Source organism: Limnobacter sp. (assembly GCF_036846585.1).
Lineage (GTDB): Bacteria > Pseudomonadota > Gammaproteobacteria > Burkholderiales > Burkholderiaceae_B > Limnobacter.
The window spans coordinates 29,860-53,713 of sequence record NZ_DAIUBR010000022.1; the positions used below are offsets into that span (position 1 = coordinate 29,860).

Sequence of the window (23,854 nt, forward strand, 5' to 3'; positions counted from 1 at the left end):
TTATCTGTTCTGGTGACTCGATCGGGGGGGCTTAGCATCCGGTGTGCGCTGCGTACCACTTGTGAAAATGGGACATGCCGTCTTCCATCGGGCTTTGGTATGGGCCCGCATCGTGTTCGCCGCGTTCCATCAGTACCCGGCGGCCTTCGTCCATGCGTTCAGCAATTTCGTCGTCTTCCACGGCAGTTTCCATGTAAGCGGCTTGTTCAGCCTCCACGAACTCGCGTTCAAACAGGCGAATTTCCTCGGGGTAATAAAACTCGACCACGTTCAGTGTTTCCTGCGGGCCTTTGGGGTGTAGTGTAGACACCACCAACACATGCGGATACCACTCCACCATGATGTTGGGGTACATGCAAAACCAGATTGCGCCGTACTTGGGTTCCACACCGTTGCTGAATTTTTTCACGGCATCGTGCCATTGGCGGTACACCGGTGTTCCGGGTCGGCGCAAGCCGGCCTTCACGCCAACCGATTGCACGCTCCAGTTATCACCGTAGTACCACTGCAAATCCGAGCAGCTTACAAACTGGCCCAAACCGGGGTGGAAAGGCTCGACGTGGTAGTCCTCCAGATAAACCTCAATGAAGGTTTTCCAGTTGTAGGGCAGTACATTGCTTTTGATGGAATCGAGTTGAAACTCCGAGAAATCAATCTCTTTCAGAAATGGCACGTTTTTGAGTTCTTCAAGCACATTGCGGCCCGAATTAAACAGCAAGCCACGCCAGTTTTGTAGCGGGTAAGACTGCAGCTTCGTGCAGGGTTGCTGCTCAAAATGCGGCGCACCCAGCAAATCGCCTTTCAAATCGTAGGTCCAGCGGTGCAGGGGGCACACAATATTACTCGAGTTACCCTGGCCTTTCAGCATGATGGCCTGGCGGTGGCGGCACACATTGGAAAGCAGTTCGATTTCCTGGCCATTGTTTACCAAGATGCGGCCGTCGCCTTCCCAGGCAAGTGACCTCCAGTCACCATGCGCGGGTACCCAATGGGTGTGGCCGACGTAACCCGGGCCGTCTCGATAGAGTAGTTGGATTTCATCCTTTAAAACATGTTCATCGAAATACGCTGAAACATGGGGCTGCAAGCTTGACTGTGTTACGGCGTGCGACACATTGGACAAATCACTCAAATCGGACATGATCCCGGGGACCTCCTCCAACAGTGTCCCGGATAGACACTGATGCAAATTAACCTGTTGAACAAAAAGAGAAAGTGGGATTGTACCCTTTAGTCTGCATTCCGGCCAAAGACTTTTCGCCTTTGGGCAAAGTCGCAGTAAAATAGAAGACTTTGCACCAATTACAGCAAGCCCAATGAGCCCAAGCAAACCCAAAACCGCCGCTGTTCAAGCCAATCAGGCCGCCCCCGCTTCATTCGAAGAAGCCGTGGCCGAACTGGAAACCCTGGTCAATGCCATGGATTCCCAGAACATGGGGCTGGATCAACTGTTGACGGATTACAAACGGGGTGCGTTTCTGGTGAAGTATTGCCGCGACCGCTTAAGCCATGTGCGCAAGGAAGTTGCTGAAATTGAACAGGCACTGAATGAACCCAGCGTTGAGGGTGATCAGTGATCGTGGCGCAAACCAGAGCCGATTTTGAACATGCACTTGCCCAAAAATTGCAGCAGTTCAAAGGATCCTCCCCTGTGCTTGACCAAGCCATGCAATACGCCCTGCTTGAAGGCGGCAAGCGTTTGCGCGCCATGTTGGTATTCTCGGCTGGCCATGCAGTGGGCACACCGCCCCATGAATTGACCGATGCGGCCTGCGCGATCGAAGCCATGCACGCGTATTCGCTGGTGCACGACGACTTGCCCAGCATGGACAACGATGTGCTTCGCCGCGGCAAGCCCACCTGCCATGTCAAGTTTGGCGAGGCATTTGCGTTGCTGGCAGGGGATGCCCTGCAAACGGCAGCATTTCAATGGCTGGCTGAATCAAGCCAGGGCAGTGTGCAGGTTCGCATGCAGCAAATAGCTGTGTTGGCGCAGGCCTCGGGTTCGCAAGGCATGGCGGGCGGGCAGGCCATCGATTTGGCGCATGTCGGGAAACCAATGGATCTCGATTCGCTCCAACACATGCACGCCCGCAAAACGGGCGATTTGATCAAGGCGTCGGTGCGCATGGGCTATGTCAGCAACCCAAGCCTTTCGGCCGCTGAGAAGGAAGGATTAGAGGCCTATGCCCATTGTTTGGGCTTGGCATATCAGGTAATTGACGACATATTAGACGTGGAATCCAGCAGCGAAGTGCTCGGCAAAACATCAGGCAAGGATGCGCTGAACAACAAACCCACCATGGTGAGCTTGATGGGCCTGAGCCAGGCCAGGCAATTGCTGGTCGAGTTGCGTGCACATGCCTTGACCGCATGCCAGGCCATGGAGCCGCAGCGGCGGGCTCCACTGGAAACCCTTGTAGAACTGATTACAAACCGGAAATCATGACCGAATTGCTGAAAAAAATTGATTGCCCCGCAGACCTGCGGCGACTGGCTGAAAACCAGTTGCCCACGCTGGCCGACGAGTTGCGCAATTACATTGTTGAGCAAGTGGCCAAAACGGGCGGGCATTTGTCATCCAACCTGGGTACGGTCGAATTAACCGTGGCCTTGCACTACGTGTTCAACACCCCGAACGATCGCGTGGTGTGGGACGTTGGTCATCAAACCTACCCGCACAAAATTTTGACGGGTCGACGTGAAGCCATGCCCAGTTTACGCCAGTATGGCGGTATTTCCGGTTTTCCCAAACGCTCTGAATCTGAATACGACGCCTTTGGCACGGCGCATTCCAGCACCTCCATTTCTGCCGCGTTGGGCATGGCGGTGGCTTCCCGCAATTTGGGCGTGAACCGCAAGCACATTGCCGTGATCGGCGATGGCTCCATGACCGCTGGCATGGCATTCGAAGCGCTGAACAATGCAGGCGTTACACCCGACATTGATTTGCTGGTCATTCTGAACGACAACGACATGTCGATCTCGCCGCCGGTGGGCGCGCTGAACAAGTACCTGGCCAAGCTGTTGTCGGGCCGCATGTTGAACAATGTGAAAGAAGTGGGCAAGGGCATTTTGGGCGTGGCGCCCCCCTTGTACGAACTGGCGCATCGCCTCGAAGAGCATGTAAAAGGCATGATGAGCCCGGCCACCCTGTTCGAAGAATTTGGTTTCAACTATTACGGGCCGATCGATGGCCATGACCTGGACGCCCTGGTGCCCACCCTGCAAAACCTTCGTGCCATGAAAGGTCCGATATTCCTGCACGTGATCACCAAAAAAGGCGCTGGTTACAAGCTGGCCGAGCAAGACCCGGTGCTGTACCACGGCCCCGGCAAGTTCGATCCCAGCATTGGCATTCAAAAATCGACCACCCCCAAGCCGCCCACCTACACGCAAATTTTTGGCAAGTGGCTATGCGACATGGCGCAATCGGATCGCAAGCTGGTGGGCATTACGCCTGCCATGCGGGAAGGTTCCGGCATGGTTGAATTCGAGCGCCGCTTCCCCTCGCGCTATTTCGATGTGGGCATTGCCGAGCAACACGCGGTTACTTTCGCCGCCGGTTTGGCTTGCGAAGGCATGAAGCCGGTGGTGGCTATTTATTCAACGTTCCTGCAACGCGCCTATGATCAGCTGATTCACGACGTTGCCCTGCAAAACCTCGATGTTACTTTCGCATTGGACCGTGCTGGTTTAGTGGGGGCTGACGGTGCCACCCATGCCGGCAACTACGACATTGCCTACCTTCGCTGCATTCCCAATATGGCGATTGCAGCGCCGTCGAATGAAGACGAGTGTCGCAAATTGCTGACAACGGCTTACTGTTACCCGGGCTGTGCCTCGGTGCGTTACCCGCGGGGCGTGGGTCCTGGCGTTGTGGCCGATGAATCGCTGGATACCCTTGAAATTGGCAAGGCAATTGTGCGTTATTCGCCCGATACAACAGAGCATAAACTTGTAATTTTGGCATTTGGCTCCATGTGTGAGCCAAGCCTGGAAGCTGGCCGTGCGCTGGGTGCCACCGTGGTGGACATGCGCTGGGTCAAGCCCATTGATGCGGAACTGTTACAAAAGTTTGCCGAGCAGCGCTACAGCTTTGTGACCGTGGAAGAGGGCTGTATCATGGGTGGCGCAGGTTCTGCTGTTACGGAACACCTGCATTCTCAAGGCTTTAATAACCAGGTTTTGCAGCTCGGCTTGCCCGATGAATTCATCGATCACGGAGACCCTGTTCTTCTGCTCAAGAATCTTGGACTGGACGCCCAAGGCATAGAAACGTCCATCAAGCAGCACCATGGCGAGCTCTTTGATCGCCACACCAATGTGGTACGCCATGTAGCAGGGCGCGCCGCGAACACATGAGGAAGTTATGAATACACGTGACAAAGGCTTGGAGAATGCCGTGGCCACCAATCCAATCGACCAGGCTATTCCCGATGTCCAAAGCACCGTCGACACCCGCCACATTGCAATCCAGTCGGTGGGTATTCGTTCTGTCAAATATCCAGTTCTGATCGAACTTCTGGGCCAAAAGCCAATGCCTTCCGTGGCTGAATTCGAAATGACCGTGTTTCTGCCTGCCGATCAAAAAGGCACGCACATGTCGCGTTTCGTTGCGCTGCTGGAAGAGTCGCAGGGCAGCGTGCTGACCGTTGCCGGTTTTCGCGCCATGCTGATTGAAATGCTGCAGCGTCTTGATGCGCCTTCTGGCCGCATCAAGATGGAACTGCCTTACTTCCTCTCCAAAGTTGCACCCATCAGCGGCGTGTCAAGCCTGATGGACTACCAGTTGATCCTGGAAGGTTCTGCCACCGAAAAAGGGCAAGACATTTACCTGACCGTGGTGGTGCCAGTAACCAGCCTGTGCCCTTGCTCCAAGAAAATCGCAGAATACGGCGCGCACAATCAGCGATCACATGTTACAGCCCGTGTTCAGCTGAAAGAAGACGTGGACATTGCGCAGTTCATTTCGGCGATTGAGCAGCAGGCCTCTTGTGAGTTGTATGGCTTGCTTAAACGCCCCGATGAAAAGTACGTCACCGAGCGCGCCTACGACAACCCCAAGTTTGTTGAAGATCTGGTGCGCGATGTGGCCATTGCCATGAACAAATTCCAGCAGGTGGGGCAGTACACCGTGGAAGCAGAAAACTTTGAGTCCATTCACAACCACTCGGCCTACGCGCGAATCGATCGCGCTTGAATCAACCCCGACAATACACATCAAAATGACATGTCGGGGTGCCAATACACCTCAGGAGCTATTCGGTTATGGCTGAACCACCCAAGGTCAAGCCCAAGGAATTCTTTATTCTCGGACTTACGTCAGCCGGGCGGCCTTTTCGCCCATCCGACTGGGCAGAGCGCCTGTGCGGTGTGCTGTCCTGCTACCGCCCGCCCGGGCGCCAACAAAACCAGCAACATCTTGCTTACAGCCCGTATGCCAAACCCATCGTGATGAGCGGTGTGAAGTGCGTAGTGGTGGATGAGCGCCTTCGCGACATTGAACCCATGGCCATGACTTTCGTGCTGAATTTCGCCAGGGACAACGATTTACAACTGCTGGATGCGTGTTTGCTGCCTGATCCTGAGCAATGATTCAGAATGAAAGAAATCCAGGAAACACAAAAAGCCCCTTTCAATCAAGGGGCTTTTTCATGTTGGGCACGCGATGGATGCTTTTAAGCAGCCATGCCTTTCACAAGTGCAGACAAGCGTGACTTGTTGCGTGAGGCCTTGTTCTTGTGGATCAGGTCTTTGTCTGCCACGCGATCCAGAATGCGGGTTGTTTCGCGATACACTGCTTGTGCAGCAGTTTTGTCGCCTGCTTCAACGGCAGCGCGTACTTTTTTAACCGCGGTTCTCATCGCCGAGCGAATGGCAGAATTGTGCGCATTTGCTTTGGCGGCTTGTTTTGCGCGCTTGCGCGCCTGTGCTGAATTGGCCATATTGCTTGTGTTCCAGGGTGTAGAATTCGAAAACCCGCAATTTTAACAAAATACTAGCCTTTTAACAATCACTATATGAATTTATTGAAGTCGGCTGCTGCGGTCAGTGCCATGACCATGCTCTCCAGAATCACCGGTTTAATTCGAGAGACAATCACCGCGCGCCTTCTGGGGGCGGGGGCTGAATCCGATGCTTTTTTCATTGCCTTTCGAATTCCCAATTTGCTGCGCCGCTTGTTTGCCGAAGGGGCTTTCTCCCAATCGTTCATTCCCATCCTGTCTCAAACCAATGCCACCGAAGGCAAGCTGGCCGCAGTTGACCTTGCGCGGCGGGTCAGCTCGCTTCTGTTTCTCAGCTTGCTCGCGATTGTGGTGCTGGGTGTGCTGGGCGGCAGTTGGGTGGTCATGGGCATGGCCAGCGGGCTGGAGCAGGGCAGTGAACAGTTCGAACTGACCGTACTGCTTACCCAGTGGATGTTTCCATACATCCTTTTAATTTCGATGGTGGCGTTGGCGTCGGGCCTGTTGAACACCTTTCGTTCCTTTGCCCTGCCTGCGTTTGCCCCGGTGTTGCTGAACCTCAGCTTTATTGCTGGTGCCTTGCTGCTTGCCCCTTACTTTGATCAAGCCGTGAAGGCTTTTGCAATTGCTGTCATGGTGGGTGGTGTGCTGCAGGTGGCGGTGCTGTGGTACGGCTTGGCCCGCACGGGTTGCCTGATCAACCCGTTTGCCGGGTTTGGATCCATCAAAGCTGCCTGGCGGGATGAACGCGTGCGCCGTGTGTTGAAGAATATGGTACCGGCCACGCTGGCGGTTTCTGTTGCGCAAATCAGTTTGATCATCAACACCAATATTGCGTCGCACCTGGATAAAGGCAGCGTGTCCTGGATTTCCTATGGCGACCGCTTGATGGAATTTCCCACTGCCTTGCTGGGGGTCGCCTTGGGCACGGTGCTGCTTCCCTCGCTTTCAGCAGCCGCCACCCGCAGTCATGAGGAATATTCCCGCCTGATGGACTGGGGGCTGCGCCTGACCGTTGTACTGGTTCTGCCTGCTGCCGTGGGCATGGGGTTGTTTTCCGATGCCTTGGTGGCCTTGCTGTTTCACTATGGCCGCTTTGACGCCAACGATGTGGCCATGACCAGCCAGGCCGTGATGGCCTACAGCATTGGTTTGGCTGGCCTGGTGCTTGTAAAAATTCTGGCCCCGGGTTTTTATGCCAGGCAAGACATACGCACCCCGGTTAAAATCGGCATTGTGGTGGTGCTCGCAACGCAGCTCATGAACCTGCTCACCGTGCCTTTGCTGGGGCATGCCGGTTTGCCGCTCAGCATCAGTGTGGGGGCCTTGTTGAACGCAGGGGTGTTGTATTGGGGTTTGCGCAGGCGAGGGCTTTACACGCCGTCTGCGGGCTGGGGTTTGTACTTCATGAAAGTGTTGTTGGCTGCAGTGGTCATGGGCACAGCCCTTTGGGCAACGAACCGGCAATTTGACTGGCTTGCAATGGCTTCAACGCCTGCTGTTCGTATTGGTGTGGTGCTGGGGGTTGTCTCAGCATGTGGCGCGGTGTATTTCGCTGTGCTGGCTGTGTTGGGTTTGAATCCGAAACGGCTGATTCGAAAGCCTGCGGGGTAAACGCAGCATCCGCGCGCAGCGCCTGCGCAAACATTGCACTGGCGCTGCGAATTGCTTTGGTTTACTTCAATGCATCAAAGGCGCGGGTCTTGATTTCGTCTACGCTGCCAACGCCCGCAATTTTGCGGTACTGGGGCGCATTGGCATCGCCTGTGGTTGCCCATTGGCCATAGTAGTCCACCAAGGGGCGTGTTTGTTTTTCATACACGTCCAGGCGTTTTTTCACGGTTTCTTCCTTGTCGTCATCGCGCTGAACCAGTGGTTCACCGGTGATGTCGTCAATGCCCTCCTGCTTTGGCGGGTTGAATTTGACGTGGTAGGTGCGGCCAGAAGCGGGGTGTGTGCGACGTCCGCTCATGCGGTCAACAATCGCATCGTGGGGCACGTCAATTTCCAGCACGAAATCAATTTTCACGCCTGCTTCCTTCATGGCTTCCGCCTGGGGAATGGTGCGTGGAAAACCGTCGAACAGGTAGCCATTGGCACAATCCGATTCTTTCAGGCGTTCTTTGACCAGGTTAATGATGATGTCATCCGAAACCAGGCCGCCACTGTCCATGACCTTCTTGGCTTCAATGCCCAAGGGGGTGCCAGCTTTCACTGCAGCACGCAGCATGTCGCCAGTGGAAATTTGGGGAATGCCAAACTTTTCCTTGATGAATGTCGCCTGCGTGCCTTTGCCAGCACCGGGCGCTCCCAATAGAATTAAACGCATAGTCGCCTCAAGAGTTTTTAATTTGCTGCCCGTTGTACAAGATGCGTTGATTACAACAGGCGATATTTCTGGCCGTTTTTATTATTCGAGGCCTTTGCGATTGTAGGCATGTCAACTTGCAGCTAGCTTACCAATCGCAGGTTCGAATATTTATTTAGTGGTCGTTTAGCCCAAACGAGACAGGAACAGTGACCTGACTTTTTCCAGGTCCTGCACTGTGTCTACCCCAGGAAGCGGGGCATCCTGAATCATACACACTTTTATGCGAAAGCCATTGGCCAGCGCCCGGAGTTGTTCAAGTGATTCAAGCACCTCAATAGCTGCTGGGGGCAGGATTTGGTATTTTCTCAGAAACCGGGCGCGATAGGCATACAGGCCAATGTGGCGAATGCCCAGTTGGCCGGCTGGCGCACTGGCAGGCCAACTTTGGGCAGCAAATGCGTCCCGTGGATAGGGAATGGGTGCGCGGGAAAAGTACAGCGCTTCGCCGTCTTCGCGCATGGCAATTTTTACGACATTCGGGTTTTTGAATTCTTCCCAGTTGTCAATTGCATGGCCGCAGGTCGCAATGTCTTGCTCGCCGGTCAACAGGGTGTTCGCCACCAGGTCGATCAGGGCGGGGTCAATCAACGGTTCGTCACCCTGCACATTGACCACCACGGTGTCGTCGGCCCAGCCTTTTTGGTGAACCACCTCGGCAATTCGATCGGTGCCCGTGGGCCAGTCGCCGCGCGTCATCAGCACCTGCAAGCCGTGGGCTTTGCAAGCGGCTTCAATGTCCGCATGGTCTGTGGCAACAAGCACTTCGTCCGCCCCTGATTGCATGGCCTGTTCAGCAACACGCACCACCATGGGTTTGCCCGCAATGTCCAGCAATGGTTTACCTGGCAGGCGCATGGACGCGTGGCGGGCTGGAATGACGGCTTTGAACATATGAATTTAGTTGTTGGGTGTTGTTGTGGGTTCAGCCTGCTCGACCAGCATGATGGGTATGCCGTCGCGCACGGGGAAAGCCAGTTTGTCTGCCTTGCACACCAAAAAACCGTCAGCAGGGCGCTTTTGAAGCGGACCTTTGCAGATGGGGCAAACCAGAATGTCAATCAATTGTGGATCCAATGCAGTCCTCTAGGGCTTGGGTCAGGGTGAGTGGCAATTCAACGCTGATTTCAGCCACCCACACCTTGGGGTTTGATGCGTTTAATTTTACGGCATCTTTGCCGCTTGTGATCAGAATGGGTTGATCGAACTGCGCGCAAAAGTCCATTGGGTAATTGTAATGGTCTGGCAGCCCGCGTGTTTCCTGAAGTTCAAGGCCTGCGGTCTTGATTGCATTGAACAGTTTGTCCGGGTTTGCAATGCCTGTGAAAGCCAGCAACGGTGTGTCTTTCCAGCGTTCAGTGGCCTGGCGGGTTGACATGAATTGCCCCGTTTGCAGGTGGCGAAAACCTTGTAGCAGCACGCACACCGCATGCCAGTTGTTTTGCGAAGGCATGTTCAGCGCACTACTTAATTGTTCAATCCCGATGTTGGAAGCCAATACTGCATCAACCGTGCCCAAGCGTGACAAAGGTTCCCGCAGGGGCCCTGCAGGCAACAGCCTGCCGTTGCCTTGGGCGCGTTGATCGAACACGACCCATTCCAGTTGGCGCACAAGGCGGTGGTGTTGCAGGCCATCATCTGAAACAACAAGGTCCAGGTCCGGGAACGCACTCAACAAAGTGTCCAGTGCTTCAGCCCTGTCTGTGCACACAGCCACCGGGCAATGTGTTTGTGCACACAAAAACAGGGGTTCATCGCCCACTTCGCTGGCCTGTGGCAATGGCTTGCTTGGGTCGATCAATACGGCGCGGCTGCCCTTGCGCCCATAGCCGCGGCTGACAATGCCCACTTTCTTGCCCGTTGCTGAAAGATGCTGGCACACCGCCATCACAATCGGGGTTTTGCCAGCGCCGCCAGCGATTAAATTGCCAACCACCAGCACCGGTGGATTGGTATTTCTTTTGCTGGAAAGGGTTTTGGAATTTTGTCGGCTCAATAGGCGCAAGCCTTTGTAAACACGTTCCAGAATGTTCAGGATGGTGTGCGTTGACCAGCCAGGCTGGTAGCCACCATACCAAATTTGCAGCAATGCCGTTTCAAGTCTGGCTTTGCGGTCGGGGTGGTTCATTTCGCCTTGCCACCTGCCGTGGCAATTGACACCCGCGCCACACCCAGCGAAGCCAGCATGTCCATGACCACAACGACGGATTGGTGCGTGGCCGCAGCATCCGCTTCAACAATTGCACGTTTTTCTTCGCGGGCATTGCCAGCCGAAATAACTTTACTTAATTCGCGGCGCAACTGGGTTTCGTTCAAAATCGCCTGCGAACCAAGGGCATAGTTTCCATCGCGGCCAATGCGTATGCGCAGTGCCTCGGGCGATGTGTCGTCTTCTTTCGCGCTTTGCGTGCCGGGCAGGTCGACCTCTAGCTGGCTGGGTTGCATGAAAGTGGTGGACACCACCAGAAAAATCACGATGACCAACAGCACGTCAATGAGCGGGATCAGATTGATGTCGGGTGCCTCTGGGGCGCTGGTGCGTTTGATTCTCAAGGCAATTGTCCTCAGCCAGCCTTGCGGTTGCTGGTGGCGTGTTGTTTCAGCAAATCTTCAAATGGTTTCAAGGCTTCACCCATGTCGTCCAGAATGTTGCTGATGCGGATTTTGAACAGTCGGTAAGCCACCATTGCCGGAATGGCCACAATCAAACCAAATGCAGTGTTGTACAACGCAACGGCAATACCCGCAGCAATCGCCTCGGGTGTTTGCGCGCTTGATCCTTGAACTGCAAAAATTTCGATCATGCCTATTACCGTGCCCAATAGTCCCATCAAGGGGGCTGCACTTGCAATCATCGAGAGCACGTCCAGATGTTTCTCCAGCGTGTTTTGTACGCCGATCGACTTGTCTTGCATGGCCAGCTCAATGTCTTCGTTTTTGTAGAATGCAGCAAGGCCAGCGGCCATCAGCCCGCCCAGCGCACTGTGCGCCTCAAGCCGGGCAATGTTTTGCCTGTCTTTGAACTGGGGCAGGGTTTTGCATACATCGGCCACCAGATTGCCTGGCAACAATTGGTTTTTTCGAAGTGCCCAAATGCGTTCAAATACGATTGCTAATGCAACCACCGAGCCAAAAATCAAAGGCCAAATTGGCCAGCCCGCAGCGGAAATGATAGACCACACAGTAGACTCCTATTGAACAAGACACGGACTCTAGCGAAAAATCCAACATTACACAAATTGCTTTCTTTGTGCGGCGTGCGGTCATTGTGGATAACTTTGGGGAAAAATCCCTTGATTCGTTCAGGAATCAACAGGTTTTTTGAATAATGAACTTTTTGTGTTGTGTCTTCTTGTGTTTTTTTTCAATAAAATCATGTGTTTATTTGAATTTTCCTGTGTTTCAGGCTTGTTGCGCCCAAGATGGCTTTTTGCTGGTTGTTGTGGAAATGTGTCGAGAAATCCCTCGGGTCATGTCATAAATGATTGACTTCAAAACAGTTTTTTCCGTAAGCCAGTTCGCCCGCTTGCTGAATGATCACTTTCGCACACAGTTCAGCGCCATGAGAATTCAGGGCGAGGTGGCCGCTTTCACCAAGGCGTCGTCGGGGCATTGGTACCTGGCCTTGAAAGATGATTCAGCCCAGTTAAGGGCGGTCATGTTTCGCCAACGCAATGTGTTGGCTGGCTTTTTGCCCGCTGTGGGTGACAAAGTGGAGGTGCTGGCCCAGCTTGCCATGTACGAACAGCGCGGCGAGTTGCAACTGATTGTCGACGTGATCAAAAAAGCGGGGCAGGGCAATCTTCACGAGCAGTATTTGCAGTTGAAGGCGAAACTGACCCAGGAAGGTTTGTTTGATCTGACCCGCAAGAAGGTGATGCCCGTGGTGGTGTTCAATCTGGGTGTGGTCACTTCCCTGCAGGCAGCAGCGTTGGCCGATGTCAAACAGGCTTTGGCCCGGCGAGCACCCCATGTTCAATACACCGTCTACCACACGGCAGTGCAAGGCGCACAGGCAGCGGGCCAAATTATCGAGGCCCTGCGAAAAGCCGATGGGGCAGGGCACGAGGCCATAGTTTTGTGTCGCGGTGGCGGTAGCCTGGAAGACCTGTGGAGCTTTAACGTTGAGGCGGTGGTCAGGGCGGTTGCCGCTTGCAAAACGCCGATTGTAGTGGGCGTGGGGCATGAATCCGATGTCACCTTGGCAGAATTCGCAGCCGATTTGCGGGCCGCTACGCCCACCGCAGCGGCAGAGTTGATTAGCAGGCCAACGCGTGAATTGCTGGCCGATATTCAAGGCTTGCACAGCAATTTGCGCCGCGCATTGCGTCACCGTGCCCAGTCACTGGTGCAACAACTTGACCGGGCTGAATTGGGTTTGATCACGCCCACAGCCTACGTGAATTCACTTCAGGTCAGGTTGACCCATGCGGTGACACGACTGCCCGGCGTTGCCCGGCGACATATTGCCCAACAGACTGATGGGCTTGACAGGCTGGGCCAATATTTGATTAACGACATGGGTGTGGCCCAAACCCAGGCAAACCGGAGTGTCCAGTTGTTGGGGCAAGGATTGAATGCCGCGCAATCCAAACGTATGTCGAATGTTGACGGGAACTTGCAGCGGCTGGGTTCCGTGATTGAAGCGGTGTCGCCCCAGCGCACGCTGGAGCGCGGTTATGCATTTTTACAACCCGAGCCGGGCAATGCTGTGATTCGTTCCGTGCAGCAGGTTCAACCGGGCGATGGCGTTCGCGCCACATTGGCTGACGGTGAAATTTTGATGAATGTTCGCGAGAAAACAAGCGTGCACGGGCTTGCCAACATGGATGACAGCAAATCAAGATAGAATTGAAGGGTTGAATTGCTGGGGTTTGTCCTCAGCTACAGTTTTCATGATGATTGAGCGAGAGAGGATAATCAAATGCAACATACACTGCCCGAATTGCCATATGCCATGGACGCCCTGGCTCCACACATTTCCCAGGAAACACTGGAATACCACTACGGCAAGCACCATGCAACCTATGTCACCAACCTGAACAATTTGATCAAGGGCACCGAGTTCGAAAACTCAAGCCTGGAAGACATCGTCAAGAAGTCCACTGGTGGTGTGTTCAACAACGCAGCCCAGATCTGGAACCACACCTTCTACTGGAACAGTCTGTCACCCAACGGTGGCGGCGCACCCACTGGCAAGCTGGCCGAGGCAATCAATGCCAAGTTTGGCAGCTTTGATGCATTTAAAGATGCGTTCACGAAAAGCGCTGTTGGCAACTTCGGTTCCAGCTGGACATGGTTGGTCAAGAAGACCGATGGTACAGTTGACATTGTGAACACCAGCAATGCGGCGACGCCACTGACCACCCAGGACAAGCCACTGTTGACTTGTGACCTGTGGGAACACGCCTACTACATCGACTACCGCAATGCCCGCCCCAAGTATCTGGAAACGTTCTGGAACCTGGCGAACTGGTCATTTGCATCTTCAAACTTCGAAGGCTGATATCGCGCTTTCTGGTTGAATAAAAAAAACCGGCCCCAAGTTGCGCACTATGCGCATCAACGGGTCGGTTTTTTTATTGCTGTGCCTGCAGGGCCGATTCCGGTACGCGCACCACATGGCCCTCGCCAAGGCCACGCCTTGCAAACCAGCTCAAGTTCATTTCAAGCGCCAGTTTCGCATTGCCTTTGGAGCAATGAATGCCATCGGTGCCCGCTTTCATCTGCGCTACATTCAAAATTTTCCCCGATTCATCTGCAAAAGCCACGTCCAGGTCAATCAGCGTGTTTTTCATCCACATGCACTGTGTTTCGCTGCGCTTGAATACAAACAGCATGCCTTCGTTCTGCCCCAAACTTTCGCGGTTCATCATCCCGATTTGCCGGCTTGTGTCCGTATTGGCCACCTCGGCGATTACTCGCATGGCCTCTACCTGAATTTCGATTTTGGGCAATTCCGCCTGCACCGGGCCGGCTGCGCTGGATGCGCATGCTGCCAAGCCCAGCGTGGCACCAAGCGCACCGAGGGTCAGTGTGAAAATTGAATTTTTGATACGATGAAAGTGCATGAAATCAAGGTCCTGTCAGAGATCTGAAAGAAGATGGAGTTATTATACGGCTTGGCGCAATAAGGAATGCGATTTCATATTGCGAAATAATTGAGATTTTCGTATTGGGGGAATACACTAGAATGTTCCCTCTAACACACCAGAGAAGCAGCGGAGAGACCATGTACCAACACATCAAAGTCCCATCAGTCGGTGAAAAAATTACAGTCAACAGTGATTACTCATTGAATGTACCCGATCAACCCATTATTCCGTACATCGAAGGCGATGGCACTGGCTTTGACATTACACCTGTCATGATCGACGTGGTCGATGCAGCTGTGTCCAAGGCTTACGGCGGCAAGCGCAAAATCAGCTGGATGGAAATTTACGCCGGTGAGAAATCCACCAAAGTGTATGGTCCAGATGTGTGGCTGCCAGAAGAAACCCTGCAAGTGTTGAAAGAATACGTGGTGTCCGTCAAAGGCCCTCTGACCACGCCCGTGGGTGGCGGTATTCGTTCCATCAACGTGGCCCTGCGCCAGCAGCTTGACCTGTATGTGTGCTTGCGCCCAGTGCGTTACTTCGCTGGTGTGCCCAGCCCCGTGAAAGAACCCCACAAAACCGACATGGTGATCTTCCGTGAAAACTCCGAAGACATTTATGCCGGCATTGAATACGAAGCAGAAACCGACAAGGCCAAAAAGCTGATCAAGTTCCTGCGTGAAGAAATGGGTGTGAGCAAAATCCGCTTCCCCGAAACTTCTGGCATCGGCATCAAGCCAATTTCCAAGGAAGGCACCGAACGCCTGTTCCGCAAAGCTGTTCAGTACGCCATCGACAACAAGAAGCCTTCTGTGACCATTGTTCACAAGGGCAACATCATGAAGTACACCGAAGGTGCATTTGCAGCTTGGTCTTATGCTTTGGCGAAGAATGAATTCGGAGCCGAGCTGCTGGACGGCGGCCCCTGGATGAAAATCAAGGCTCCGCACGGCGACATCGTGATCAAAGACGTGATTGCCGATGCCTTCCTGCAGCAAATCCTGTTGCGCCCTGCTGAATACAGCGTGATTGCAACCATGAACCTGAACGGCGATTACATCTCTGATGCGTTGGCCGCACAGGTGGGTGGTATTGGTATTGCACCAGGTGCAAACCTGTCTGATTCAATCGCCATGTTTGAAGCCACGCACGGCACAGCACCCAAGTACGCTGGCAAAGATTACGTGAACCCCGGTTCGCAAATTTTGTCTGCAGAAATGATGTTGCGCCACATGGGCTGGATTGAAGCGGCCGACCTGATCATCAGTTCGATGGAAAAATCCATCACGTCGAAGAAGGTCACTTACGACTTCGCACGCCTGATGGAAGGTGCAACACAGGTTAGCTGTTCCGGTTTCGGTCAGGTGATGATCGAGCACATGTAAATCGGTCTGCCTGTAAATCTTGAAAAAGCCCCTGCGAAGGGGCTTTTTTCATGGCGGTTTGTTTTTAGGTGACAGGCAAGAAAAAAGCCGGCTTGGGACCGGCTTTTTCCTTAATCGGTGGTTTGATTATTTTACTTGTCAGGCGGCGCTGGTTGCGTCCATCACTGAGATGTTCTGAGCCTGCTTACCTTTTGGTCCATCCACCACTTCAAAGGTCACTTTCTGGCCTTCTTTAAGTGTGCGGAACCCAGATGCCTGGATTGCTGAAAAGTGGGCAAACAGTTCATCACTACCTTCATCAGGCGTGATAAAACCAAAACCCTTTGCATCATTGAACCATTTTACGGTGCCGGTCGCCATCGCGAAACCTCCTTCAAAAAACGATACTTCGATCGGAACGCAAGAACTTTCCGACAACTCACCAGTCGTAACCAGCTTGACTCCTATTCTTTGACCTGTTTGGGTTGTGGTCAACCATACAATAGATACATTTTTTCAGGGTTTACCCCTTGTGTTGAGCCCTGTTTGTCCTTATCTGAAAGATTCAGGCTTTTCGGGTGATTGACCCTGGCTTGAATCAATTGCAAATTGGTTGGCGGGTTCGCATAATTTCAAGGCCGGGATTGATTGAATTTTCAGGAAAAATTTCTAGCCTCGAATAAAGGCGGTGTATTGCTCCCTTATCCTTGTTGCGTGCCCCTTGGAAGTGATTACAATGAAGTCATGAGTTCGCAAAACAGTCCATCAACAGTCGTAGAGTCGCAGGCGCAAAAAGCGAAGCTGCCCCCGATGTATCAAGTCGTGCTTTTGAACGATGACTACACCCCCATGGAGTTCGTCGTGATTGTTTTGCAGAAGTTTTTTGGAAAGGGAAGGGAACAGGCCACCCAGATCATGCTGAAAGTGCATCGTGAGGGAAAAGGGATCTGTGGGGTATATCCCAGAGACATCGCCTCGACAAAGGTCGAGATGGTATGCGGTTTCGCAAAGCAGCATCAACACCCGCTGCAGTGCGTGATGGAGGAAACATGATTGCGCAAGAATTGGAAGTAAGTTTGCACATGGCATTTGTTGACGCACGTCAGCAAAAGCATGAATTCATCACTGTAGAGCATTTGCTACTGGCCTTGCTGGACAATCCGTCGGCGGCTGAAGTGTTGCGTTCCTGTTCCTGCGATGTTGAAGAGATTCGCAAGAACCTGCAAAATTTCATCAAGGACAACACCCCTGTGGTGTCGGGTCAGGACGAAGTGGACACGCAGCCCACGCTTGGGTTCCAGCGCGTAATTCAGCGCGCCATCATGCACGTGCAAAGCACCTCGAATGGCAAAAAAGAAGTGACCGGTGCCAACGTGCTGGTTGCGATTTTTGGCGAGAAAGATTCCCACGCTGTGTATTACCTGCACCAGCAGGGCATTACACGCCTGGACGTGGTGAATTACATCTCCCACGGCATCACCAAAACACCGCAGGCGCCTGCACCGAAGCCGGAAAGTGCTCAAAACGAGAATCCGGAACAGGAAGCAGAAACTGCGCAAACCGTGGGCGACAAGCAGTCGCCTTTGGATCAGTACACACAGAACCTGAATATCCTGGCCAAGGAAGGCAAAATTGACCCCTTGATTGGTCGCGAACAGGAAGTTGAGCGCGTTATTCAGGTACTGTGCCGCCGCCGCAAAAACAACCCGCTGCTGGTGGGTGAGGCGGGCGTAGGCAAAACCGCAATTGCCGAAGGCCTGGCCTGGCGAATTGTGCAAGGCGATGTGCCTGAAATTTTGAACTCCGCCCAAGTGCATTCTCTGGACATGGGCGCGCTGCTGGCGGGCACCAAGTATCGCGGTGATTTTGAACAACGCTTGAAAGCTGTGTTAAAGCAGTTGAAGGCCAATCCTGATTCTGTGTTGTTCATCGATGAAATTCACACCTTGATTGGTGCGGGCTCTGCCTCGGGCGGCACGCTGGATGCGTCCAATCTGTTGAAGCCGGCTTTGTCTTCGGGCCAGTTGAAGTGCATTGGTGCTACCACCTTCACGGAATACCGCGGTATTTTCGAGAAAGACCACGCGCTGTCTCGTCGATTCCAGAAAATTGATGTGTCTGAGCCCACCGTGGAACAAACCATTGAAATTTTGCGGGGCCTGAAAAGCCGCTTTGAAGACCACCATGGTGTGAAATACTCCAGCGCTGCGATTTCTGCTGCTGCGGAATTGTCAGCCAAGTTTATCAACGACCGCCACTTGCCCGACAAGGCCATCGATGTGATCGATGAAGCGGGTGCTGCGCAGCGCATTTTGCCGAAAAGCAAACAGCGAAAAACCATTACCAAAGGCGATATTGAAGACATCGTGTCGAAGATTGCCCGCATTCCGCCTCAGTCGGTCAACACCGATGACCGAAACAAGCTGGCCACGCTCGACCGCGACCTGAAAGCCACTGTGTTTGGTCAAGACCCGGCCATTGATGCACTTGCCAATGCGATCAAAATGTCGCGTGCCGGTTTGGGCAAAGCCGATAAGCCAATTGGTTCATTCCTGTTCAGCGGCCCCACAGGTGTGGGCAAAACAGAGGTTGCCAAGCAGTTGGCCTTTGTTCTGGGCATTGAAATGCTGCGCTTTGACATGTCGGAATACATGGAACGCCACGCTGTGTCGCGCCTCATTGGTGCACCTCCCGGGTATGTGGGGTTTGACCAGGGTGGTTTGCTGACCGAGGCCATTACCAAAAAGCCACATTGCGTGTTGCTTCTCGATGAAATTGAGAAGGCGCACCCAGATGTATTCAACATTCTGTTGCAGGTGATGGACAACGGCACGCTGACCGACAACAATGGCCGCAAAGCCGACTTCCGCAACGTGATCATTATCATGACCACCAACGCGGGTGCGGAGGCCTTGACCAAACGTGGCATCGGCTTCATGGAGTCGAAGGTGCAGGGCGACGAAATGGAAGACATCAAGCGCATGTTCAGCCCCGAATTCCGCAACCGCCTGGATTCCGTGATTTCCTTCCGTTCGCTGGATGAAGAAATTATCCTGCGCGTGGTTGACAAGTTCCTGATGGAACTTGAAGAGCAGTTGCACCAGAAAAAGGTGGATGCAATTTTCACAGACGACTTGCGTCAACACCTTGCCAAGAAAGGTTTTGATCCGCTGATGGGTGCGCGCCCAATGCAGCGCTTGATCCAAGACACCATTCGCAAGGCCTTGGCCGATGAGTTGCTGTTTGGCAAGTTGGTCAATGGTGGCAGGGTGACTGTGGATCTTGATGCCGGGAAAACTGAAGTGACCTTGACGTTTGACGACGGTGCTACCGGACAAGAGTCGGAAAGTGGTACGGAAGTGGCGGTTGATTAAGAACCAACACTTCCAAGGCAGCTTCGATTTCTTCCTTTGTGTTTGGCTTGATACAGCGCCTGGTCTGCAATGGCCATGGTGCGCTCAATGCCTTCCGTGTGCTTGATGTTGCAGATCCCCGCTGAAAACCCCACCTGACACGCATTGGCCAATCGAACTCGATCCACGATGCGCTGCGCGTCGTCCGCGGCGCAATTGGGTAATAAGACCGCAAATTCTTCACCCCCAATTCTGGCAATCAAATCGCCTGGCCGAAAGTTTGTTCTCAGTGTTTCGGCGAATTCTCGCAGGCGTGCATCGCCGGCTTCGTGCCCATAGGTGTCGTTGTATTGCTTGAAGTAATCAATGTCGATCATCGCCACGCTGCCATGCAGGTTGTTTTGGCGTTGCATTTTTCGCAAGTAGGACCCCGTCATGTCTTGCCAGCCCCGCAGGTTCAGCAGACCGGTGAGGGCGTCGGTTCTGGCCTGGTTGCCAAGGTGAAGCAATTCGTTGGCAAAGCGCTGCCGTAGTCTGGATTGACGCCACAGTGTCACGCTGACAAAACCAACGGAAAAAAACAGGACAATCAGGGTCAGGATGAGGTTGTTGCGCTGAAGGGCGTTGACCTTCTCGTCGGCGGCCAATGCGCTTTTTTTCATCGCGCTGTTGAGCAAACTCAGTTCAATGAACCATTGATCCATGGTCTTTGGGTCAGCCTGCCTCGGGTTGTTGATCAGTTCATCAATGGCAATTAAATGCCTGCGCAAGGCGCGGGCATGCTCGACAAGGTTGGCTGGCTCGTTGACGGCCTCAATCACGGCCAAGCGCGCTGCAAGCTGATTCAGCAGTTCCTGGGGGGAACCGTAACCCCGGGTTTCAAGACCCAGTTTTGTTTCGTAAGCGTGCGGATTGCCCAAGTGGCGCAGTGCAGTGCTTTGCACAATGAGGTCTTGCAAAGACACTTCCAGTAAACGCCGTTTGGCCATGTCGCCCTGAATCTGCAGGGCCTGATCGTAGTTAAACACCGCCACCAACGCCAACATGGCACAAAGGCCCATCCAGAAATAGCGAAGCGCTTTTTCAGAACAGGGGCGAATCTGCTTGAGCAAATACTTCCGCAGACCATACTTCGCGGGCACGTGTGGCTCGCCAACCCCTGAGTTCATTGCATTCCTTGACGTTTTTACAATGCAACTCAGTGGTCAAAAATGTGTAATAGGTTCCCCCCTATCGGGTGCCTGTGCTGCCAAAGCCACCTTCGCCCCGTGTGCTGGGCGTGAAGTCGTCGACTACTTTGAAGTCGGCATGGGCAACCGGCAGGATAACCAATTGCGCAATGCGCTCCATGGGTTCAATCGTTACAACAGTTTGGCTGCGGTTCCAGGCAGATACCATGAGAGGGCCCTGGTAATCGGAATCAATCAAGCCCACCAAATTGCCTAGCACCAAGCCTTTTTTGTGGCCCAAACCCGAGCGCGGCAAAATGGTTGCGCAGTAGTTGGGGTCACCAATGTACATCGACAGGCCTGTGGGCACCAGCTCGGCCTGACCGGGTTGCAGGGTCAGGGGTTCAAGCAGGCAGGCACGCAGGTCAATGCCAGCGCTGCCGGGGGTGCCATAGGCTGGCAATTGTTCTTGCATGCGGGGGTCGAGTACTTTCAGTTCTACTTGAATTTTCATGGTTGCCAGTGGTTTAGGAATGTTCGGTAATGAATACCAGTACAGATTGTGCGGCCTGCAGTTTGCTGGATTTCGGCAAGTGCACGGGCGCCATTGTGTGGCTGTACAGGGTCAGTTCGGTCAGGTCTGCGCCCAAGGCGTTTTGCGCCAGATTGCCAATGATGAAGTGGGCTTTTTTGCTGGTCAGTTTTCGACTTGCGTATTCATCAAGCTGTTCGGTTTCGGCTGCGAAGCCCACCACGGTCAGTGGCTTTTGTCGCTGCGCGGCCAGCTCGCCCACATCGGCAAGAATGTCGGGGTTCAGTTCGAATTCCATGCTCAGGCCTGCGGGTTGGTCGGCCTGTTTCTTCTGTTTTTGATTACTTGGATTTTTGATGCCGTAATCGGCCACTGCAGCCACACCAATAAACAGGTCGCAGTGCTCAATTTGACTGAATACGGCAGCGTGCATTTGTTTGGCCGATTGCACGTTCAGCACATGTGCACCGTAAGGTGCAGGCAAGGCGGTGGGGCCGCTGATCAGGTTCACCTTGGCGCCCATAAACCACGCTGCCTGTGCAAGGGCGTAGCCCATTTTGCCGCTGGACCGGTTGGTAATGCCGCGCACTGGGTCAATGGCTTCAAATGTGGGGCCTGCGGTCAGCAACACGCTTTTTTCTGCTAAGGGTTTGGGGTTCACTGCGCGGGCCAGTTCCAGAACAATCTCGAACGGCTCCAGCATGCGGCCGCCGCCCACTTCACCACAGGCTTGCTCGCCGGCAGCCGGGCCAAACACATGCACGCCATCGGCCTGCAGCTGGGTCAGGTTGCGCTGGGTGGCGGGGTTGTTCCACATCTCCACGTTCATGGCCGGTGCAATGGCCAAGGGGCAATTGCGGGCCAGCACCAGATTGTCGAGCAAGTTGTCGGCAAAGCCGTGGGTGTATTTGGCCAGCGAATTGGCCGTGCAGGGCGCAACGAGCAGGAAGTCGGCCTGGCGGCTGATGTCAATGTGCGGCATGCCGCGGTCGTTGGCGCCTGTAGGCCATTGCGACACGTGCACTGGTTTGCCAGATAGCGCCTGAAAGGTTAGTGGGGCGATGAACTTGGTGGCCGATTCGGTCATGACCACCTGCACCTCGCAACCCTGTTTGGTTAACAGGCGCACCAGTTCGGCAGATTTGTAGGCGGCAATTCCGCCGCACACACCCAGCACCACACGCAGTTGGTTCAAACCTGGAAGTTGTGGCAATTCAACTGGACGCATGCGTTTAAACCTTATTGGCTTTTGGCGGGTTTGGCTTTGTGCTCTTTGTTGAAAAACAATTCATCAACAATCAGGCCGATTGCACCCATGGTAATCGCAATGTCAGCCACATTGAAAGCTGGCCAGTGATAGTTCTGAATGTAGAAATCAAGAAAATCGATTACTGCGCCATGTGCTACGCGGTCAATCAGGTTACCGATTGCACCACCCAAAATACAGGCCAGGCAGAACATCGCGAATTTGCGGTGGCTGGATGAACGCATCATGAACAGAATCACAATGGAGGCCACGATCGCCACGCCAGACAGGAAATGTTTTTGCCAGCCTTCCTGGTCAGCCAGAAAGCTGAATGCTGCGCCAGGATTCAACACATAGACCAGATTAAAGAAGCCGGTGATTTCAACCACGTTACCTAGGTCGAGTCGGGCTTGAACCCACAACTTGGTGATTTGATCGAGCAGAATCAGCAGCAATGAAAAACCAATCCAGGGCAGGATTGATTTTTTTTGTGGCTTCAATGCATTGGTTGCTTTAGACATGATTGCGCACCTCGCCTTCGCCAAACAGATTGCTCACGCAACGGCCACACACGCCAGGGTGTTCCGGATCAGCGCCTGTGTCGGGGCGTACATGCCAGCAGCGCTCGCATTTTTCGCCTATTGCAATACCCACTTCGATTTTCTCCTCGCTGGCCGTTGCGATGCTCAGGCTGGACACAATGAACAGGAACTTCAAATCGTCACCCAGGCTTTCAGCTGCCGCATACAGGTCGGCTGGAAGTTGCAGGGCAACTGCGCCTTGCAGGGATGAACCAATTTTGCCTTCGGTGCGCAGGTTTTCCAGTTCCTTCACCACCCGTGCGCGCAGCGCCAGCAATTCGGTCCACTTGCTGCCCAAGGCTTCGGCATTGGTCACATTGGGCACCTTGTAAAACTCGTTGCAGAACACGGATACTTCCACATTGCCCATCACTTCACACGCTTCCTCGGCGGTGAAGCTGAGCACTGGGGCCATCAGGCGAAGCAGTGCATGCGTGATGTGATACAACGCGGTTTGGGCGCTGCGGCGTGATTTTGAATCGACGCCCGTGGTGTACAGGCGATCTTTCAGTACATCGAGGTAGAACGCCCCCAAATCTTCGGAACAGAAAATTTGCAGCTTGCTGACAATCGGGTGAAATTCGTATTTCAAGTAGTGCGCTTCGCACTCGCTTTGCAATTTGCTGATCAGCGTCAGCGCGTACTGGTCTACCTCAAGCAATGCTTCAGTCGGCACGGCCTGTGTTGCAAAGTCGAAATCAGAAATATTGGCGAGCAAAAAACGCAGGGTGTTGCGAATGCGGCGGTAGCTTTCCACCACACGTTTCAGGATTTCGTCAGAGATTGTCAACTCGCCAGAATAATCGGTGCTGGCCACCCACAGGCGCAAAATTTCAGCGCCCATTTTGTCTGAAACCTGCTGCGGTGCAATTACATTGCCCACCGACTTGCTCATTTTGCGGCCCTGGCCGTCGACCACAAAACCATGGGTAAGCAGGGCTTTGTAAGGTGGCACGCCGTTGATCATGCAACTGGTCAACAGGCTTGAATGGAACCAGCCGCGGTGCTGGTCGGAACCTTCAAGGTAAAGGTCAGCCGGGAAGTGGCTTTCGTCGGCATGGCTGCCGCGCAAAACCGTTTCGTGGGTGGTGCCGGAGTCGAACCACACATCCAGCGTGTCGGGGTTCTTGACGTAGTCTTTTGCCTCATCGCCGATCAGTTCTTCAACCGACACATG

26 protein-coding genes are annotated in these 23,854 nt (G+C 53.7%); 11 read left to right on the plus strand and 15 right to left on the minus strand.

Annotation, left to right across the window (positions count from 1 at the left end; translation table 11 throughout):
• Positions 1–31: 31 nt before the first annotated feature.
• Positions 32–1,123: an aromatic ring-hydroxylating oxygenase subunit alpha gene (locus tag V7028_RS10840; RefSeq protein WP_334120120.1), complete on the minus strand. Its 1,092-nt coding sequence runs from the start codon at positions 1,121–1,123 to the stop codon at positions 32–34.
• Positions 1,124–1,316: 193 nt separating this feature from the next.
• Between V7028_RS10840 and xseB the strand changes: the two genes are divergently transcribed.
• From xseB to V7028_RS10865, 5 genes are all read left to right on the plus strand, one after another.
• Positions 1,317–1,577, plus strand: a complete 261-nt coding sequence (gene xseB / locus V7028_RS10845) for an exodeoxyribonuclease VII small subunit (protein ID WP_334120099.1) — start codon at positions 1,317–1,319, stop codon at positions 1,575–1,577.
• Between the two features lie 2 nt (positions 1,578–1,579).
• Positions 1,580–2,449, plus strand: coding sequence for a polyprenyl synthetase family protein (locus tag V7028_RS10850; RefSeq protein WP_334120100.1), 870 nt, complete (start codon positions 1,580–1,582; stop codon positions 2,447–2,449).
• Positions 2,443–4,365 (plus strand): 1-deoxy-D-xylulose-5-phosphate synthase, encoded by a 1,923-nt coding sequence (dxs, locus tag V7028_RS10855; protein WP_334120121.1) that lies wholly within the window; start codon positions 2,443–2,445, stop codon positions 4,363–4,365. Before V7028_RS10850 ends, dxs begins: the two co-directional genes overlap by 7 nt.
• Before the next feature lie 7 nt (positions 4,366–4,372).
• Complete coding sequence (folE2, locus tag V7028_RS10860; protein ID WP_334120101.1) at positions 4,373–5,203, plus strand: GTP cyclohydrolase FolE2; 831 nt, start codon at positions 4,373–4,375, stop codon at positions 5,201–5,203.
• Between the two features lie 68 nt (positions 5,204–5,271).
• A complete protein-coding gene (locus V7028_RS10865; protein WP_334120102.1) occupies positions 5,272–5,598 on the plus strand; it encodes a DUF3579 domain-containing protein in 327 nt (108 codons plus the stop codon).
• An 83-nt stretch (positions 5,599–5,681) separates the two neighbouring features.
• On the opposite strand, the gene rpsT is transcribed toward V7028_RS10865, so the two are convergent.
• Positions 5,682–5,948, minus strand: coding sequence for a 30S ribosomal protein S20 (gene rpsT, locus V7028_RS10870; protein WP_334120103.1), 267 nt, complete (start codon positions 5,946–5,948; stop codon positions 5,682–5,684).
• Between the two features lie 75 nt (positions 5,949–6,023).
• Here rpsT and murJ point away from each other — a divergent pair, with 75 nt between their 5' ends.
• Positions 6,024–7,583, plus strand: a complete 1,560-nt coding sequence (gene murJ / locus V7028_RS10875; RefSeq protein ID WP_334120104.1) for a murein biosynthesis integral membrane protein MurJ — start codon at positions 6,024–6,026, stop codon at positions 7,581–7,583.
• Between the two features lie 61 nt (positions 7,584–7,644).
• Here the strand turns inward: murJ and adk are convergent, their stop codons facing one another.
• From adk to V7028_RS10905, 6 genes are all read right to left on the minus strand, one after another.
• Entirely contained in the window at positions 7,645–8,298 is a 654-nt protein-coding gene (adk, locus tag V7028_RS10880; protein ID WP_334120105.1) for an adenylate kinase, read from the minus strand.
• A gap of 165 nt (positions 8,299–8,463) precedes the next feature.
• On the minus strand, positions 8,464–9,231 hold the full coding sequence (gene kdsB / locus V7028_RS10885; protein WP_334120106.1) for a 3-deoxy-manno-octulosonate cytidylyltransferase: 768 nt from the start codon (positions 9,229–9,231) through the stop codon (positions 8,464–8,466).
• A 6-nt stretch (positions 9,232–9,237) separates the two neighbouring features.
• Complete coding sequence (locus V7028_RS10890) at positions 9,238–9,414, minus strand: Trm112 family protein (protein ID WP_334120107.1); 177 nt, start codon at positions 9,412–9,414, stop codon at positions 9,238–9,240.
• Positions 9,395–10,465, minus strand: coding sequence for a tetraacyldisaccharide 4'-kinase (gene lpxK / locus V7028_RS10895; protein WP_334120108.1), 1,071 nt, complete (start codon positions 10,463–10,465; stop codon positions 9,395–9,397). The genes V7028_RS10890 and lpxK overlap by 20 nt, the downstream gene beginning before the upstream one ends.
• Positions 10,462–10,890, minus strand: coding sequence for an ExbD/TolR family protein (locus tag V7028_RS10900; protein ID WP_334120109.1), 429 nt, complete (start codon positions 10,888–10,890; stop codon positions 10,462–10,464). Before V7028_RS10900 ends, lpxK begins: the two co-directional genes overlap by 4 nt.
• A gap of 11 nt (positions 10,891–10,901) precedes the next feature.
• A complete protein-coding gene (locus V7028_RS10905; RefSeq protein WP_334120110.1) occupies positions 10,902–11,519 on the minus strand; it encodes a MotA/TolQ/ExbB proton channel family protein in 618 nt (205 codons plus the stop codon).
• 299 nt (positions 11,520–11,818) lie between these two features.
• Between V7028_RS10905 and xseA the strand changes: the two genes are divergently transcribed.
• A complete protein-coding gene (xseA, locus tag V7028_RS10910; RefSeq protein WP_334120111.1) occupies positions 11,819–13,186 on the plus strand; it encodes an exodeoxyribonuclease VII large subunit in 1,368 nt (455 codons plus the stop codon).
• Between the two features lie 75 nt (positions 13,187–13,261).
• A complete protein-coding gene (gene sodB, locus V7028_RS10915; protein ID WP_334120112.1) occupies positions 13,262–13,843 on the plus strand; it encodes a superoxide dismutase [Fe] in 582 nt (193 codons plus the stop codon).
• A 73-nt stretch (positions 13,844–13,916) separates the two neighbouring features.
• Here sodB and V7028_RS10920 read toward each other — a convergent pair whose 3' ends face one another.
• Positions 13,917–14,408: a DUF192 domain-containing protein gene (locus V7028_RS10920; protein WP_334120113.1), complete on the minus strand. Its 492-nt coding sequence runs from the start codon at positions 14,406–14,408 to the stop codon at positions 13,917–13,919.
• A gap of 161 nt (positions 14,409–14,569) precedes the next feature.
• On the opposite strand from V7028_RS10920, the gene icd reads away from it, so the two are divergent.
• Positions 14,570–15,817, plus strand: a complete 1,248-nt coding sequence (icd, locus tag V7028_RS10925; protein WP_334120114.1) for an NADP-dependent isocitrate dehydrogenase — start codon at positions 14,570–14,572, stop codon at positions 15,815–15,817.
• A 138-nt stretch (positions 15,818–15,955) separates the two neighbouring features.
• Here the strand turns inward: icd and V7028_RS10930 are convergent, their stop codons facing one another.
• The gene (locus V7028_RS10930; protein ID WP_305563770.1) at positions 15,956–16,177 is read right to left on the minus strand and encodes a cold-shock protein; all 222 of its coding nucleotides are present in this window, start codon (positions 16,175–16,177) and stop codon (positions 15,956–15,958) included.
• 363 nt (positions 16,178–16,540) lie between these two features.
• Between V7028_RS10930 and clpS the strand changes: the two genes are divergently transcribed.
• Positions 16,541–16,849: an ATP-dependent Clp protease adapter ClpS gene (clpS, locus tag V7028_RS10935; protein WP_334120122.1), complete on the plus strand. Its 309-nt coding sequence runs from the start codon at positions 16,541–16,543 to the stop codon at positions 16,847–16,849.
• Complete coding sequence (clpA, locus tag V7028_RS10940) at positions 16,846–19,170, plus strand: ATP-dependent Clp protease ATP-binding subunit ClpA (protein WP_334120115.1); 2,325 nt, start codon at positions 16,846–16,848, stop codon at positions 19,168–19,170. The genes clpS and clpA overlap by 4 nt, the downstream gene beginning before the upstream one ends.
• On the opposite strand, the gene V7028_RS10945 is transcribed toward clpA, so the two are convergent.
• The 5 genes from V7028_RS10945 to V7028_RS10965 form a co-directional block, all read right to left on the minus strand.
• Complete coding sequence (locus tag V7028_RS10945) at positions 19,167–20,318, minus strand: GGDEF domain-containing protein (protein WP_334120116.1); 1,152 nt, start codon at positions 20,316–20,318, stop codon at positions 19,167–19,169. The genes clpA and V7028_RS10945 overlap by 4 nt on opposite strands.
• A gap of 61 nt (positions 20,319–20,379) precedes the next feature.
• Positions 20,380–20,832, minus strand: coding sequence for a dUTP diphosphatase (gene dut, locus V7028_RS10950; protein ID WP_442918731.1), 453 nt, complete (start codon positions 20,830–20,832; stop codon positions 20,380–20,382).
• Positions 20,833–20,845: 13 nt separating this feature from the next.
• Positions 20,846–22,078: a bifunctional phosphopantothenoylcysteine decarboxylase/phosphopantothenate--cysteine ligase CoaBC gene (coaBC, locus tag V7028_RS10955; RefSeq protein ID WP_334120117.1), complete on the minus strand. Its 1,233-nt coding sequence runs from the start codon at positions 22,076–22,078 to the stop codon at positions 20,846–20,848.
• 11 nt (positions 22,079–22,089) lie between these two features.
• Positions 22,090–22,617, minus strand: coding sequence for a signal peptidase II (lspA, locus tag V7028_RS10960; RefSeq protein WP_334120118.1), 528 nt, complete (start codon positions 22,615–22,617; stop codon positions 22,090–22,092).
• A partial coding sequence (locus V7028_RS10965) for a class I tRNA ligase family protein (protein ID WP_334120119.1) occupies positions 22,610–23,854 on the minus strand: 1,245 nt, incomplete at its 5' end. The genes V7028_RS10965 and lspA, both read right to left, overlap by 8 nt.